General features: G+C 58.2%; 8 protein-coding genes. 4 read left to right on the plus strand and 4 right to left on the minus strand.

What is annotated here, in order from left to right; all coding sequences use genetic code 11:
- Positions 1 to 127: 127 nt before the first annotated feature.
- The 3 genes from VGL38_05330 to VGL38_05340 all read left to right on the plus strand — a co-directional run bounded on the left by VGL38_05330 (position 128) and on the right by VGL38_05340 (position 8,194).
- On the plus strand, positions 128 to 5,899 hold the full coding sequence (locus tag VGL38_05330) for a choice-of-anchor J domain-containing protein (protein HEY3294837.1): 5,772 nt from the start codon (positions 128 to 130) through the stop codon (positions 5,897 to 5,899).
- Positions 5,900 to 6,391: 492 nt separating this feature from the next.
- A complete protein-coding gene (locus tag VGL38_05335) occupies positions 6,392 to 7,468 on the plus strand; it encodes a universal stress protein (protein HEY3294838.1) in 1,077 nt (358 codons plus the stop codon).
- Positions 7,469 to 7,702: 234 nt separating this feature from the next.
- Positions 7,703 to 8,194 carry an Rrf2 family transcriptional regulator gene (locus VGL38_05340; protein HEY3294839.1) on the plus strand — a complete coding sequence of 164 codons (492 nt, stop codon included), beginning with the start codon at positions 7,703 to 7,705 and terminating at the stop codon, positions 8,192 to 8,194.
- Positions 8,195 to 8,326: 132 nt separating this feature from the next.
- On the opposite strand, the gene VGL38_05345 is transcribed toward VGL38_05340, so the two are convergent.
- From VGL38_05345 to VGL38_05360, 4 genes are all read right to left on the minus strand, one after another.
- Positions 8,327 to 9,211 carry a DMT family transporter gene (locus tag VGL38_05345; protein ID HEY3294840.1) on the minus strand — a complete coding sequence of 295 codons (885 nt, stop codon included), beginning with the start codon at positions 9,209 to 9,211 and terminating at the stop codon, positions 8,327 to 8,329.
- A 98-nt stretch (positions 9,212 to 9,309) separates the two neighbouring features.
- Positions 9,310 to 12,771, minus strand: a complete 3,462-nt coding sequence (gene metH, locus VGL38_05350; protein ID HEY3294841.1) for a methionine synthase — start codon at positions 12,769 to 12,771, stop codon at positions 9,310 to 9,312.
- 235 nt (positions 12,772 to 13,006) lie between these two features.
- Entirely contained in the window at positions 13,007 to 13,573 is a 567-nt protein-coding gene (locus VGL38_05355) for a YceI family protein (protein HEY3294842.1), read from the minus strand.
- A gap of 54 nt (positions 13,574 to 13,627) precedes the next feature.
- The gene (locus VGL38_05360; protein ID HEY3294843.1) at positions 13,628 to 14,083 is read right to left on the minus strand and encodes a MarR family transcriptional regulator; all 456 of its coding nucleotides are present in this window, start codon (positions 14,081 to 14,083) and stop codon (positions 13,628 to 13,630) included.
- Positions 14,084 to 14,288: 205 nt separating this feature from the next.
- On the opposite strand from VGL38_05360, the gene VGL38_05365 reads away from it, so the two are divergent.
- Positions 14,289 to 16,061, plus strand: coding sequence for a M14 family metallopeptidase (locus tag VGL38_05365; GenBank protein ID HEY3294844.1), 1,773 nt, complete (start codon positions 14,289 to 14,291; stop codon positions 16,059 to 16,061).
- Positions 16,062 to 16,101 lie beyond the last annotated feature (40 nt).

Consider the following 16,101-nt stretch of genomic DNA (forward strand, 5'->3'; position numbering starts at 1 on the left):
TGTAAGATATGAGAAATCCTTGTTAAGATCAAGGATGTGAAGCGTTAAAGGATCCGGGCTTTTTTGAATATGTGTGATGCAGCTCTTTACACAGGCGGCTGTGCGCCTTATCTTATAGATTCGCGGCATGGGTGAATGGATGTTGATGATTGCGATGGATGGGACGGACGATTCTATGGTTTTCGCGCGCGTGGTGCTTTTATTGGCGGGTCTGCTGGCAGGGGTGGCATGTGTTTCAGCACTGCCGCTGATGGAGACCTTTGAGGGCGATTTTCCGCCGTCAGGGTGGCAGACTTTTGAAACCGGTGACGGCACGACCGGATGGACGCGCTCCGGTGGTGCGACGAGCCCGTGGGGATACAGTGCGGCCTCGCAGCACGACCCAAATGTATTCGGCGGGACGATCCGGCAATGGCTGATCACACCCGCACTGTATGCCGACTCTGCACACGCGGAGTTGGCTTTTTATGTGCGTTCTTCGGGCCAGTCCGTATCGTTTTCGGACACTCTCTATGTACTGCTGTCAACGACCGGCACGGCAGCCGGAGATTTTTCGGTGCGGTTAGCCGTGCTGAGCCCGGGCCGCGATTTTGACTCGGCTTTTGTGCGGCGGGCCGTCGGTTTGCGTGCATATTCCGGCACCGTTGTGCACATCGCGTTGGTGCGAGCGGTACGCAACGCAGCGGCAAGCACAATTCTGCTGGACAATGTCGGCGGTCCGCTGCTGATCCTCCCCCCTGCCCTTCCGACTTTTCCTGAGCCAGCCGATCAGTCTTCCAATGCCAGCGTGACTTCGGCCCTGACGTGGATTGCGGACACAGAGACCTCGGCGATTGACCTGTATCTGTCTCGAACGGCATCCGACGTGCAACAGATGCTGCCTGCGGCAAGGGTGATCGCGAACGGGCAAGGGACGCGCTATGTGCAGCCTTCCCACCTGCTGAGCAGTCACGTTTATTACTGGCGGGTAGTGACGCGGAATCCGTGGTTTCAGACGGTTGGTCCGGTGTGGAGCTTCACTACGGGAACCGGTCCTTTGGGGGGCACCTATGCGGCAGGCGGCACAAACGCGGACTTTGCAGGATTGACCGAGGCCGTGGCTGCACTAACGGCAACGGGTGTGTCCGCGCCGACCGTAATCTCGGTGGCGCCGGGGGCGTACAGCGGGCCGGTGGTGATTTCCGCTGTGCCGGGGGCATCTGCGGAAAGTCCGGTTACGATCCGTAATGCGGGAGGCGGCGCCGTAACGGTTTCCTGCGGGAGCACGGTGGATACGGCAACGGTGACACTCGCGGGCGCACGTTACCTGACGCTCGATGGCATTGACATCACGGCGTTGTCCGGGACAGTGCGCCACTGTCTGATAATGACGGACGGAAGCCAACACAACACGGTCCGCAACGCGACCCTGCGGGGACAGAGTGCAGGCCTTGCCAACAGTGATGGGATTCTGTTGCGCGGGACGGCGTGCGAATTCAATCGCTTTTCCATGTTGACGGTGCGGAGAGCGGTGCGGGGAATTCAGCTTGAAGGCACGGTTTCGGGGGTCGGCACAGGCAACGAGATCGACAGTTGCCACGTGGACAGTGTGCGCTGCGGGATCTATCTGAAGTATCAGTCCGCCTGCACGGTGCAGGCAAATGACATCGCGGTGAATGGCGGATCGGCAGATGAAGTGGATGGGATCTGGGCGGGAGCGATGCTGCCGGACGATACGCTTGAGGTGTTGGCAAACCGGATTCACGGTATGAAAACCTCGAGCGTGTACGCCGTGGGAATCCGGGTGAAGCCGGATTCGGCGACGGCGGTCGTGCGCATCCGCAACAACTTTATCTACGGATTTCAGAACACGGGTGGCTCACAGGCGCGGGCGCTGTACATCTCGTCAGGCCAGACGGAAGTGGCGGACAACAGTGTGCTGGTAAATGACGTCTCCGCGACAGGCGCCGCTTATGCGCTGTATATCGGGACAAGCGCCGCGACGGGGAACACGCGGATCGTGAACAACATCTTCTGCAACCGCGAACTCTCCAGCCCGGCGTACAACATTTTTCTGATGCTGAACACGTCGCCGCTGGAGTCGGACTACAATGTCTTTCAGGGCACGGGAAGCAGTTACCGCGTGGGACATTTGGGTGTGGATCTTCCCGGCCTTGCGGACTGGAGAGGCGCGACGGGCGGGGACCTGTATAGCCTCGAGGGCGATCCGGGGTTTGTCAACTCAAATGATCTGCACATTCTTCCGGCATATGGGCTGGCTAATCGCAACGGGACAGCGATAGCGGACCTGCTGACGGATATTGACGGCGAGCCGCGATGGACGCCGCCCTGCCGGGGTGCGGATGACTATGCGTTTGCGGCACCGTCCGCAGACGTGGCGGTGGTGGGGTTTGCGGAACCGGCATCGCAGGTGGTAGAGCACTCTGCCGTGCCGGTACAGATTATGGTGCAGAATCGCAGCGCAGCAACAGTGAATAGTGTACCGCTGCGATTGTATTTCAACAATGTTCCGCTGGACAGTACGGCGCTCGCGCTTACTCCGTGGCAGACGGATACGGTGACGCTGGTATGGAATACTCCGGCAGCGCCTTCCACGGGGCGACTGAAAGCCCAAGGCTTTCTGGCGGGAGACGCCGATCCGGCAAACGACAGCGCCGCCGTGTGGGTGAATGTGGTGCGTGCGCCGTTAAGCGGTGTGTATTCCGTCGGTGCGGACCATAGCAGCTTCAGATCGATTTCCGACGCGGTGCGGGATGTGCAGGAGCGGGGAATCAGCGGGCCGGTGGTGTTCAGCATCCTACCGGGAGCGTACAACGAACCGATTCTGCTCGGTCCGGTGGCGGGGACATCTGGAGATCATACGGTGACGTTCCGGCCTGCGGACTCGCTCGGCGGGGTTACCCTTAGCGCGGACAGCGGCGTGGCGGTAGTGATTTTCAGCGGTGCACGGCACGTGGTTCTCGACGGACTGGCGATTGTCCCGGAGTATCCTTGCCTGAGCGCCGTGCGGATGGACAGCGATGCGGATTCCAACCGGATTCTGAATTGCACCTTGACGGGTTCGGCGCTCGCGGCAACCACAGCTTGCGGGGTGATCATTGCGGGCGGAGGGAACGACGGGAATGTGCTGCGCGATTTGGCCATCAGCGGATTCTACTATGGCATCCGGCTGGATGGCAGCGCAGGGGCGGATGACCGGGGCAACACGGTGGAACGGTGCACGATCACGACGACTCGCACCGCTATCCGCGCTGATTATCAGGACAGCACACGGCTGGTTTCCAATAGGATCCGCCCCGGGTTTGACGGCGCGGGAGCCTGTTACGGGGTGTATCTTGGCGCGCAGAGCAGCGGCATGCAGGTGATTGCCGACGGGAATGAGATTACCGGAGGGCGGAGCGCGACAGGCTGCTGTGGTGTGTACAGCGCGTCAGGCGAAGGCGACGCGACGGTGCAGAACAACATGATCAGCGGATGGACTGCAAGCGGTGCGGATGCGGTATACGGAATTCTGGTGGGCAGCGGGCACGCGGACGTGCGATTTAACAGCGTGTGGATGAACGATATTGCGGGCAGCGGCGATGTGGTTGCCCTGGCGGATACGGGGCTGGCCACCCACACGGTCGCGCAGAACAATGTCCTGCAGATCAGTGAGACGGCCAACAATGCCTGGTGCCTGGTGCGGAGCGGTGGCACTCTTAGCAGTGACTTCAATGCGTTCAGTGACCGCACCGGAGGCAACGGCCATGCCCATCTTGGACGATCCGGAAATACGGACTATGCCACGCTAAGTTTGTGGCAAGCAGGAACGGGCGGAGAGGCTCACAGCGTAACGGGAGATCCGGGGTTTGTGGATTCGGTGCATCTGCATATTCTGCCGAACATATCGCTGCTGAACCATCGCGGTGTCAGCAGCGTGGGAGTCGACAGTGATTTTGACGGGCAACTACGAGATGATCCGCCGGATATCGGCGCGGATGAGTACGACTTTCTGGCGGCGCAGCATGATCTGGCCGTATCCTGGGCGCAGATTCCCGGGGGACGCTATGAGGCGGCTTTTGACTACGATATTGCTGTGCGGGTGGTGAACCAGGGGACCGTGGCGGCATCCTCGGTGCCGCTGCTGCTGTATTTCGGAGGGATTCCCTGCGGCAGCGCATCGGTGAGCGTCGCGGCGGGCGGTGCCGATACCGCGCTTGTTCACTGGGCGACGCCGGATACGGGGCTGGCGAGTGGCGTCTTGAAGGCACAGTGTTTTTTGACCGGTGACCAGATTGCGGTGAACGATACCGCAACGGCAGAGGTGACGGTAGTGGGGCCGCCGCTGGCCGGACATTACAGCATCGGCGGGGTTGAGGCGGATTTTGCAACGCCGGCAGAGGCCGTAGATCATCTGTCGATGCGCGGTGTATCCGATGAAGTGGCACTGCGGATTACTCCGGGAATATACACCGGAACGCTTTGCATTCCGGCCATCCCCGGTGCCGGCGAAACTCATCCTGTGACGATCGAGTCGCTGTACGGGTTGCAGAATCCGGCACTGCTCAGAGCGGCTACGGGTGAAGCTGTGATCCTGCTGGATAGCGCGCGGTATGTAAACCTGGCCGACATGGAGATTGTCGCCGCGGGCAACTGCACGACAGCGGTAACATTGCGCAGCGGGTCCTCGCATTGCGAGATTCGACGTTGTGGCATTCATGGCGCCGATTCTGCCGCAAGCATAACCACGGGGATCTTCGTGCATGGAGACGGCTGCCATAACAATCTGATAGACGGCGTGACGGTAAGTGGTGCCTTTACGGGAATTGCGATCGGAGGGGATGCCACGGCAGGGCAGGACAGCGGCAATACCGTCAACCGCTCCATGATCTTGAATGCGCGCTACGGGATTTCTGCCGGCAAGCAGGTGGACTGCGTCATTAACGGCAACGAAATCGTTCCCGGATCTCCGTCTCCTTTGGCGGCGGCCTGCTATGGGGTATATATAGCGGGACTTGGGACAGGTGGCAGCGTGCAGATTTCGGGAAACCGGATTCACGGGTTTGCGGATGGGTCTCTGTCGGCGTCGAACCGCGCGGCGGGAATTTACGCGGCGGCGGGAAGCGGCGCGGCGGTGATGGCGGTCAACAATTTCATCTACGGTTTTTCCAATGCGGGACATCTGAAGATCAACGGATTCTATCTCTCGTCAGGCACCAATACGATTTTGCACAACAGTGTGCGGCTGGATGACATGCCGTGGACCAATGACCTATCGGCCATCTGCATTTCCACGGGGAGCAGTCAGGTAATTGAGAACAATATTCTGGTGTCCCTCGAAGGCCATGTGACCAGCTATGGAATTTTGCAATACAGCGGCGGGAGTCCGCAATGCAACGGAAATGATATTTTCGGAACGTCACCGCTGTTTGCCGTGGGACGCGTGAACGGAGTTTCCTACGCGACCCTCACGGCCTGGCAGGCGGCGGGATACGACAGCAGCGGGATTGCGGCCAATCCGGGTTTTATCAGCGGGAGCGATTTGCACATAGCGGATACGTCGGGAGTGGTGGATGGACGAGGTATTGTGACCGGGTTAGTGACGACAGATATTGACGGCGACGTGCGAGGAAATCCACCGGATATCGGGGCGGATGAGTACCACCCGCTGCCGGCGGTGATCCGGGATCTGGCCGTATACACGCAGAGCGACTCCGTGCGGTTAGTGTGGAGACACTCCGCACGGGCCAGTGGCTATCGGGTGTATGCCGGGAATTCGGCAGTGTCCGCCCAGCCGCAGTTCCTGGTTGCTTCCGTTACAGATACGGCGTTTGTCGAACCGGTGGTGGCCACAGGCCAGGGAAAGCGGTTCTATGTGGTAACGGCGGTGGAAGAAGGGGTGAGAATGGTTGGGAGATAGACCGGAGACCTGTGTGTCCCGGTCAGGGCTTCGGTCGGTAGCAATGAAAGGAGAGGTTCGCCTCTCATTTTTTTGTTCGGGGTTATAGCTGGTGACATAACAAATGATCTAAACAAATCTAAAGCGGCAACTCTTACCCAGCGGGAGGGAATAATTCTGACAGACAAAGAGTTACACGGTGGAAAAGTGGACAATCACATCTGAATACCAAAGGCAGCTCCTGAGCGGAAGTTGAAGTCCAAATGTGCCGGAAACATGTTCAAATATTGCACATAGATTCATGGAGAAAAAAATGCAGGGGTGGGAACGCGGCTTTTCCGACGCGGGTATCAAGTAATAGAGACCCTATGGGAACAAGTGGGATCTCGGAGGAATGTGATTTGCATTGCACAATTGCACCTGCCATAGAGAGTTTAAGAATGCCGGTTGAACCCGGCGGTGATAGGTTTCCGGAAACGGGACTGCTCCGCCTTAAGAGAGTGATGCGGAACAATGGTCTTAGACGAACGAATCCCGTATGCAAGCTCCGGCGAAACCACGGCCGCTCGCGAGCGGCTGTCCGGCACAGGAGAGTTGTCCAGTAAGTTATTTGAAAACGTACTTATTCCTACAGACCTTGATCCTGCTGCCAAACCTCTGGTCACCCTTGCGGCCGATCTGGCCGGAAGATTCCACAGCCAATTTGTCTTAGTGCACGTTGTTCCTCACGAGCCGACACTGGCGCGAGATCCTGCCGTTCTAAGAGAGCGCCGCACAGAGCTTGAAAAACTCGCGGCAAAGTTGCGCGATGCCGGAGCGTCTTACGTGCAGACGATTTTGATGGAAGGCAATCCGGCCTACCACATCGAGCAGGCCGCCCGGCAGCACCATGTAAGCGTGATCCTGCTCTCCGAACGCAGCGATGCGTCGCAGACCCACGCCTGGTTCGGCACGCTGACACAAAAGCTTGCGCGGCGCGTAGATGTCCCACTGATGGTAGTGCGCCCGGTCGGGCAGCACACGCTGAAGCCCGTGTTGTGCGTGGTGGATTTTACCGAATCCTCGCGCAAGGCGCTGAAGTACGCGATTGCACTGTCACGACAAACAGGGACTCCGTTGGCCGTGCTGCATGTAGTCCCCGAACCGCTGCCATCATCGATGTTGGAAGGGCCCATCTGGCAAGGCTGCGGCCCGGCAGACGCAGGCGGCAAACGCTCGTATGCCGCTTCTCAGAATCCGGATGCGACGACTTCCACCTTGATTGAAGACAACCGGCGTACGACGCTGGCACGGCGGGAAGTGGAAGATTTTTTGAGCCGCTTTGACTTTTCGGGTGTGAAGCACGATGTTGTGGTGCGAAGCGGTTCCCCGGTGGTGGAAGCCCTCATGGTTGCTAAAGAGCACAAGAGCGGTGTGATTGCCATCGGTGCGGACCACCGGTCAGGGTTTGTGCATCTGATGAGCCAGAGCACGGCGGAAACGCTGGCAGAGACGGCGGATATTCCGGTCTTGATCTTCCGCAGTGCGGGCGAGCGGCCTAAGGTAGTTGGTGCGCGGTCGAACCCTGCGGTTAGTTTGCCAATCAACTAACAACCGGACAGGATGTGAACGGACCGGGTTAGATACATTTGGACGAAGCAATTGAGCTAAAGAGGCTGCTTTCGCAAACGCGATAAAGCAGCCTCTTTTTCATGACCAGTTTGTCTAATTAATTAGATAACAAGATACTGGAATTTATGATCAAGTATTTTTCGACTTGACTTTGTGTAAGTTTTCCCATAGATTGGAGATGTATTGATCATCAAGTAATAGAGAGAGACAACCATGTTATCAGCAACTTGGCAGTATTCCGTCCGCGCTCTCGTTCACTTGGCGATGGCCAAGGGCAAAGGCCCAGTGCTGGCCAGCCACATCGCAGATGCAGAAGGCATTCCATTGCCGTTTTTATCCAAGATTTTGCATCAGCTCAAGGTATCGGGAATCGTCGCGGCCACGCGGGGCCAGAAAGGCGGTTACATTCTGCAGCGCGATCCGGGCAAGCTTACGCTGCTGGATGTCGCGCATCTGACCGACCATGTAGATTTTGGAGAGCAGTGTCTGCTGGGCTACAAGTTTTGTGACGACCACTGCAACTGCGTGTTGCACCACCAGTGGGAAGGGATCAAGAAAGAGATCCGGCATTTTCTGGAAGCGCGAACCATTGAGCAGCTCGCGACGGATCAGTCCCGGGTCGAACTGGATGTGAGCGGCATGATGCGCTTCCGCCAGCCGCCGCTGAGGCCGCCCTATGAAGTGGCGGCGGGAGAACTGGAGTAGGTTTTTCGAGGATTTGTTCTCCCGGTCACGACGGGCGAACACACGAAGAGCGCGGCCTGAACGCGCGCTCTTCAACCATGCTGAAGCAAAAAAGTGCAAGACGAACTCTTGCACTTTTTTGTTGGGTCACATTCAAGGGATAGTGCGCCGCCGGGTGATGGCGACGCCGGAAAGAATCAGCCCGGCACCGAGGATCATTTGCCACGTCAGGGACTCATGCAGGGCAAGGGTGGCCAGTGCAAGGCCCCAGATGACATTCAGGTATTCGATGATGCCGGTGCGGGAAGCGCCACGGCGCTGCAACAGCCACGCCCACATGACAAACGCCGTGATGGTGGAGAATACGGCAAGGGATGCGGCGCATAGCCACGGAGCATAACCCGCGGGGAGACCATGGGGAAAGGAGAACGGAGCCAAAGGCAGAAGCACTACGGCACCGGAGAGCACACAGGCGGCAGGCGCGGTGAAGAAACCCAGCTTGGGGATCACGTCCGCCAGCAAAATCGTGTACACGCCCCAACTGACCGGACCGATCATCAGAATCGCGACGCCGGTCGCGGTGGTTTGATCGATGCCCAGTCCGCCACGGGAGAGAGTCAGCACAGCGACGCCGGCAAAGGCGAGGATCATGCCAAGCACGAAATATTTTTTGACATGCTCGGCGCGGAAGATTACGGCCAGCAGGAAAATGGCAGGCGGATTGAGAGCATCCATCAGCGCGGCAATGCCCGCACCGACATGGGTCTGGCCGGTGTTCAGCGCGAGATTATGAATGACCGTGCCGAAGAGCCCGGCAGCAAACAACTTGGCCCAATCGGCGCGATTCAGGAGACGGAACTTCTCCCGCGAGTACCAGCAGATGGCCGCGAACACCGGAACCGTGGGAAGAAAGCGAACAAGAATAAGCTGCCAAGGGGTGAAGCTTTGCAACGCAATCTTGATGACCGAGAACAGCGACCCGGAAATCGCGGTCAGCAGAAAGATGATGAAGTATTCGAAGGATTTGCTGCGAGACACAGAAAGAAAGGATGAAAGATGAAGGATGAAACGTAACCCCCATCCCTGGCCCTTCCCCCACTAAAGTGGGGAAAGGGAACAAGAAGAAGGGGATATGGCTATGCGGCGAAGTACTCGGCGCGGGGATGATGGAAAACCAGGGCAGAAACGCTGGACTCGGGAACCATCATCATCTCCTCGGTGAGGGTTACGCCAATGGTCTGCTGCGGTTTCAGCAGGTCGAAGAGCTGCACCTGATCTTCAAGATTCGGGCAGGCGGGGTATCCGAAGGACAGGCGGATGCCGCGATAGGCGGTGCGCAGCAGATCCTGCCACGTGAACTCGGCAGGATCGGGAAAACCCCAATCGGCGCGCAGTCTGCGGTGAGTCCATTCGGCGGTAGCTTCGGCCATTTCGATGGCCAGCGCCGAGAGAATATGCGACGAGAGCAGTTCGCCTTCCTGTTGCAACTGTTTGGCGCGGGGTTGCACATTGTCTCCGGCAGTGGTGACAAACACGGCGAGGTAATCTTCTCCACCGAGAGACTTCGGGCGCACCCAATCGGCAGCGCAATGGAACGGCGCGGTGCGTTCCCGGGGGAAGGTCCACTCGGCGATTTTGGCTTTGGTCACCGGGTGGAGCACCGACACGACTTCGTTTTCGCTGTATACGGGGAACCAGCGCCACGTGGCGCGCGGGGAAAGGAGCTGTTCACGCTCGGCCATCGCCAGAATGCGCTCGACGTGAGCCTTAAGGTCCTGCGCCTGCTTGTCGGAAGGATTATCCAGCCGTGAACTGGCCAAACGCAGCCCCAGGTGCTTGCCGTAGAGCATCGCCCGGGAGATCAGCGGATAGATTTCCCGGATGGGAATATCTTTCAGCACATGCAGATCGAGGTCCGGCGGACGCGGGATAGGGGTCTCTTCATAGAGCGATTGGGACGGCGCGGGGGGCAACTGTTCGACGGCATCGCGCGCGGTGCGCACGGCCTTTTCGCGCAGAGCAGTCCACTCGGATTCGAGTGCCGGGCGTTCGGCGTCATCCATCAGGCGATTGGCCAGCCGCAGGCCCTGCATGGCTTCCCCGGCATAGAACACGGGACCGTCATACTCGGCGGCGATGCGGGTCAGTGTGAAATTTTGCGTAAGGGCAGCGCCGCCAACGATGAGCGGCAGATCAATGCCGGCTTCCTTAAAATCATGCGCGGTGACCACCATCTGCTGGGCAGAGCGCACCAGCAGACCGGACAGGCCGATGAAATCGGGATGATGGGCGGCTACGGCTTCGATGAGCACATCCGGCGGAATCTTGATCCCCAGATTGACAACCTCATAGCCGTTGTTGGAAAGAATCATGTCCACCAGATTTTTCCCGATGTCATGTACGTCACCCTTGACCGTAGCGAGCAGCATCTTGCCACGTACAGAGGTTGTCTCGCCGGGCTCGAGGAATTTCTCGAGATAGTCGACGGAGGCCTTCATGACTTCGGCAGATTCGAGCACTTCGGCAACGATCAGCTTGTTGGCGCCGAACAGTTCACCCACGACCTTCATTCCGTTCATGAGCGGACCATTCACCACGTCGAGGGGCTTCATCCGCGTCAGCAAGTCATCTATCATCTTCTCGATGCCGGCGCGGGTGCCTTCCACGATGCACTTGGCGAGGCGCTCCTCGGAGGTCAGGTGCGCGTCTTCATCGGCGCTCTTCTCCTTTTTGGCTTCGCGATAGTGCGCGGCAAAGGCAGCAATGGATTCGGAATCACCTTTGTAAAGCACATCCTCGCAGAGCCTGATCTCTTCGGGGGCGAGTGTACCGTAGCGCTTAATGCCGGCGGTGTTGACAATAGCCATATCAAGACCCGCCTGAATACAGTCATAGAGAAAGACCGAATTCAGCGCCTCACGGCCTTCGGCAGGAAGACCGAAACTCACGTTGGAAATGCCGAGAATCGTGCAGGCTTCGGGATAGCGCTTGCGGATTTCGGAGAGGGCATCGCGCGTGGCGGCGGCGGCTCCCAGATAGTTGGGATCGCCCGTGCCGGCGGGGAACGTCAGCGGATCGAAAATAATTTCGCCGGGATCGAAGCCCCACACGTCCGTAAGCGTTTTGTAGGCGCGGTCAGCAATCGCGAGCTTGCGCTGCAACGTTACCGCCATGCCGGACTGCTTGTCCTCATCGATTAAGCCGAAGACCACGGACGCGCCGTATTTCTTGGCAATGGGGCAGACCAGTTCAAGGCGCTTCTCACCATCTTCGAAATTGATGGAGTTGATGGCTGCCTTGCCGCCGATCTGCTGCAAGGAAGCTTCCACCACCGCGGCATCGGTGGTGTCAATCATGATCGGGACACGCACCTTACGCAGCAGCGGCCTCAGCGTGGCGAGGGTGTCACTCAACTCGTTGCGGTCAGGATTGGCGAGGCAGACGTCCACGAGGTGCGCGCCTTTGGCAACCTGTTCGCGGCCCACTTCGGCGGCGAGTTCGAACTTCTCCGCTTCGATCAGCCGCTTGAACTTACGCGAGCCGATGACATTGGTCCGCTCGCCGACAAACACCGGGCGAATGAATTCATCGATCTTCAGCGGTTCATTTCCGGCCAGAGCGCGGCGAATAGCTTTTGTCTGCGGCTTGCGGGGCGAGTGATGATCGGCCACCTTGCGCAGCGCCCGGACATGGTCCGCCGTGGTGCCGCAGCAGCCACCGACGAGGTTGATGAAGCCTTCGGAACAGAAGCGCTCAAAATGATCGCGGAAGTGCTCCGGGCCCTCATCATACTTACCTTCGGTATTGGGCAGGCCCGCATTAGGCACACAGGACACCGGCACATGGGAAAGTCCCGCGAGAGTCCGCAGATGATCGGTCATCTGCGACGGGCCGGTGGCACAGTTCATGCCGAGGTACAAAAGATCGCGCGAGGCCAGCGTGTAGTAGAGAGCTTCGATATTCTGTCCGGCCAGCATGGTGCCATTGGTCTCGATGGTCACGGACACGGCCAGCGGAACGGTCCTCCCCGCCCTTCTCATGGCCTCATCAATGCCGATGAGGGCGGCCTTGATGGTGACGGTGTCCTGCTGCGTTTCCAGCAGCAGATAGTCCGCGCCGCCGAGAATCAGACCTTCTGCCTGAATGGCGTAGGAGCGCGCGAGCTGCTCGAAGGTCACGCCGCCGGTAATCGAAATGGACTTATTGGTGGGCCCCATAGACCCGGCGACAAACACGCGGCGCTGGGCCGCGAAGGTCTGCGCGGCTTCGCGGGCTAACTCTGCGGCGCGGCGATTGGTTTCGAGAGTCCGGTCCTGCAGACCGTATTCGGAAAGAACAATGGTCGAGCCGTTAAACGTATTGGTCTCGAGAATATCGGCGCCGGCATCCAGATAGCCCTTGTGCAGGCGGAGCACGAAATCCGGCGCGAAGAGGTTCAAGGCCTCATTGCAGCCGAACAGCGCATCACCGCCGAAGTCCTTGGCTGTGGGGGCGAGTGCTTCAAGGCCCGTGCCGGTTGCACCGTCGAGCACCAGAATCCGCTGCGATAGTTCGCTGCGGAGTTCGCGGGTCAGTTCATCTCCGGAAGGGAATGCCATGCCGATTTGCTTGATCTTTCCTGTGGTCGAGGGTAAAGTTTACAAATATAATCATATTCAGAAGGAAATGCAACTCCTAAAGTGGGGTGAGGACCTTAGCGTCCTACAGTATCGCCAAGCGGGGCAGGCCCAAATCCCCAAGCCTGCGCCGCGACGCTCCGGGCTTTCCCTCCTCGATGCTAACAAGAAGGCTGACTTGCGCCAGCCTTCTTGCTTTTCAGGAGGAGAGTTGCTGTCAGGCTTTACGCACCAGCGAGAGATCGAGTTTGATCTGAATTTTTTCGCCGACGATGAGACCACCGGTTTCGATGGCCGCATTCCACTTCAAGCCATAATCAAAGCGGTTAAGAGAAGCAGTCGCCGTGCCGCCGACGCGGAAGTTGCCCCACGGGTCCTTGATTTCCTCGGTGAAGCCTTCCATATCCAGAGTAATTTCTTTACTGATCCCGCGAATCGTAAGGTCTCCTGTCAACTTCCAGCGGTCATCCGCGAGGCGCTGGAGATTCTTCGACCGGAAAGTGATCTGCGGGTACTGCTCGGCATCAAAGAAATCCGCGCTGCGCAGATGCTCATCGCGCTTGGGTTCACGGGTGTCAATAGAGGCGGCCTCGATATGGGCTTCCACTTTGGTGGTTTCGGGCGACTTCGGATTGAAATCGATGGTCGCATCATAGCGAGTGAAGCGGCCGCGCACGGTGGTAATGAGCATATGCTTGGCCGTGAATCCGATTTCCGAGTGCGAGGAATCCACCGTCCATATCATTTCTTTCGCCGGAGCTTGAACTGGGGTACGGGTTTCCATAGTATACCGCCTGCGTTTGTATGTTTAGAACGATCTATAAATCCGAAGGGTAGCCTATTTGGGATTGACCGCCTTGCCAAGTTTGCGGCAGAGAGCACCGAGGGCTTCCTGCTCCGAGGGCTCAAGGGCGGACATCTGCACTGTAATGAATTCCGCGTGACGGGGAAAAATACCGGTGATGAGCTGCTTACCTTCCTCTGTCAGGCGAATGGTGAAACTGCGGCGGTCCTCGGGGATCTTCTCCCGCGAGATCAGCCCGCGTTTTTCGAGGTTGTCCGCCACGGTGGTCATGTTGGCGCCGCTGGTGAGCAACTTGGACGCCAGTTCACAGGGCCGCATCGGGCCGATGTGCATCAAAGCCTCCAGCACACCGAACTGGCTCTCGGTCAGCCCGGATTGCGCCAGGCTGCGGGAGATCGTCAGTGAGACCGAATCGGCGGCACGAGCCAGCTTAATGTAGGCGTCGAGTGCCCGAACCTGCTCGGGATTACCTTTGTGTCGTGTAGACATATTCCTTCGATGTTTAAGTATTATACGTCGAACAAGCACGGAAGTTCCTTGAGTAGGGAAGCACTGGCGAATGACGTTAACTGTTGTTATTTTTAGCATAGGATGTTTTGTTCCGAAATCAGAGCGGCTACGCGCGGGCACTTGCTTTTGCCGCGAAGCTTCGTAAATTGGAAGCTTATCTAACTTGACCCAGTCTGGAGAGTCCATGCGGTTTATATCCCATGTATTGGCTGTGCTTTGCCTTGCGATGAGTGCTGCGGCCGCTGTACCGGCGGATTGGCAAACGGTGTACGAGCAGAGCGGTTTTGTGCAGACCTCCCGCTATGATCAGACGGTGGAATTCTGCAAGCGGCTGGCAATTGCCAGCCGGGGGAAAGCGGAGTACCGCGTGTTTGGCAAGAGCCCCGAAGGACGGGATTTGCCGATGCTGCTGGTGAACTACGAATCGGATACCTCCAAGCCGCTGTTGCTGATCTGGGCGGGAATTCACTCAGGCGAGATTGACGGCAAGGACGCGGGGCTGATGCTGCTGCGGGATGCGCTGGTGCTGGGACAGTATCCGCAGTTGTTGAGCGGAGTGCGGATTGCGTTCATACCGATTTTGAATGTGGACGGGCACGAGCGGTGGTCGGCCTTCAACCGGATGAATCAGCGCGGACCGAAGGAGATGGGCTGGCGGACGACGGCGCAGAATCTGAACATGAACCGCGATTTTTTGAAGACGGATGCTCCGGAAACGCGCGCGCTACTGAAGCAGATGACCGCGCTGAAGCCGGATTTCCTGCTGGATATTCATGTGACCGACGGCGCGGATTACCAGTATGTGCTCACCTACTCGATGAACGACCACGAAGACTCTCCCGAGCCGTTGCGTAAATACACGCATGAGCAGTTTCTGCCGGAGGTCAAACGGACGCTGAAGAGCGCGGGATACGACTTTGTGCCGCAAGTTTTCTTCAAGGATGGCGAGCACATCGAGAGCGGCTGGGTAAGCCCGGTGTTCGAACCGCGCTTCTCGACAGGCTACGGCACGGTGATTAACCGCCCCTCCCTGCTCATCGAGACTCACAGTCTGAAGGACTATCACACACGGGTGACGGCAACGTACGAATTATTGAAAGCGGTGATTCAGACGGTGAGTGTGCAGGGAGGCCTGCTGAAGAACTCCATCCACCGCAGCAATGTGCAGACCTCGAACCTGGCGGGCAAGAAATACTACGTAAGCTGGGACAACACGAACGACTCGACGATGGTGGATTTTCTCGGAGTGGATTACAGGCGGGAGTATTCGCCGACGCTGGGGGATTCGGTGGTCCGCTGGCTGGGGACGCCGCATACCTACCGCATTCCGCTGTTCGAGAAGAGCGCGCCGACCGACAGCGTGGTCGTGCCCTATGCGTACATTATTCCGCCCGCCTGGCTGCCCCTCGTGGAGGATCTGCTGAAGCTGCATAACATTCCGCTGACGCGCACTACAAGGCCGATGGAACTGGCGTATGAGACCTACCGCTTCAACAAGGTAGAGTTTGGGAAGAAGCCCTATGAAGGGCGGTTCCGGGCCAGTTACCAGAGCACACCGATCCGGCAGACGGCGACCTTTCCGACGGGAAGCGGTGTGGTGTTTCTGGATTATCCCCGGGCGCAGATTACGATCCACCTGCTGGAACCCAGCGGGCCGGACTCCTTTGTGCACTGGGGGTTTTTGAATCAGATCTTCGAGCAGAAGGAATACGCCGAAGCCTACATCATGGACACTCTGGCAACGCGGATGCTGAAGGAATCCCCACCGCTGGCCGCGGAATTTATGAGCCGACTGGCCGATTCCACGTTTGCCAAAGACCCGCAGGCGCGGCTGCAATTCTTTTATGAACATTCTCCCTACTGGGACGCGCGCAAGGATGTATATCCCATTGCGCGGATCACGGACCCGAATGACTTTGCCGTGATGCGAAGGCTGATGGGGAAGATTGAGAGATGAGGCATAAGACCTGAGACTGGAGACGTGAGAATTATTTGAT

The organism is bacterium, from assembly GCA_036504735.1.
Taxonomy (GTDB): Bacteria; Electryoneota; RPQS01; order RPQS01; family RPQS01; genus DASXUQ01.

Excerpts from the sequence above, each read along its gene's own strand:
- VGL38_05330 (HEY3294837.1), top strand. The coding sequence starts at position 128 with ATGGGTGAATGGATGTTGATGATTGCGATGGATGGGACGGACGATTCT.
- VGL38_05335 (HEY3294838.1), top strand. The coding sequence starts at position 6,392 with ATGGTCTTAGACGAACGAATCCCGTATGCAAGCTCCGGCGAAACCACG.
- VGL38_05340 (HEY3294839.1), top strand. The coding sequence starts at position 7,703 with ATGTTATCAGCAACTTGGCAGTATTCCGTCCGCGCTCTCGTTCACTTG.
- VGL38_05360 (HEY3294843.1), bottom strand. The coding sequence starts at position 14,083 with ATGTCTACACGACACAAAGGTAATCCCGAGCAGGTTCGGGCACTCGAC.
- metH (HEY3294841.1), bottom strand. The coding sequence starts at position 12,771 with ATGGCATTCCCTTCCGGAGATGAACTGACCCGCGAACTCCGCAGCGAA.
- VGL38_05355 (HEY3294842.1), bottom strand. The coding sequence starts at position 13,573 with ATGGAAACCCGTACCCCAGTTCAAGCTCCGGCGAAAGAAATGATATGG.
- VGL38_05365 (HEY3294844.1), top strand. The coding sequence starts at position 14,289 with ATGCGGTTTATATCCCATGTATTGGCTGTGCTTTGCCTTGCGATGAGT.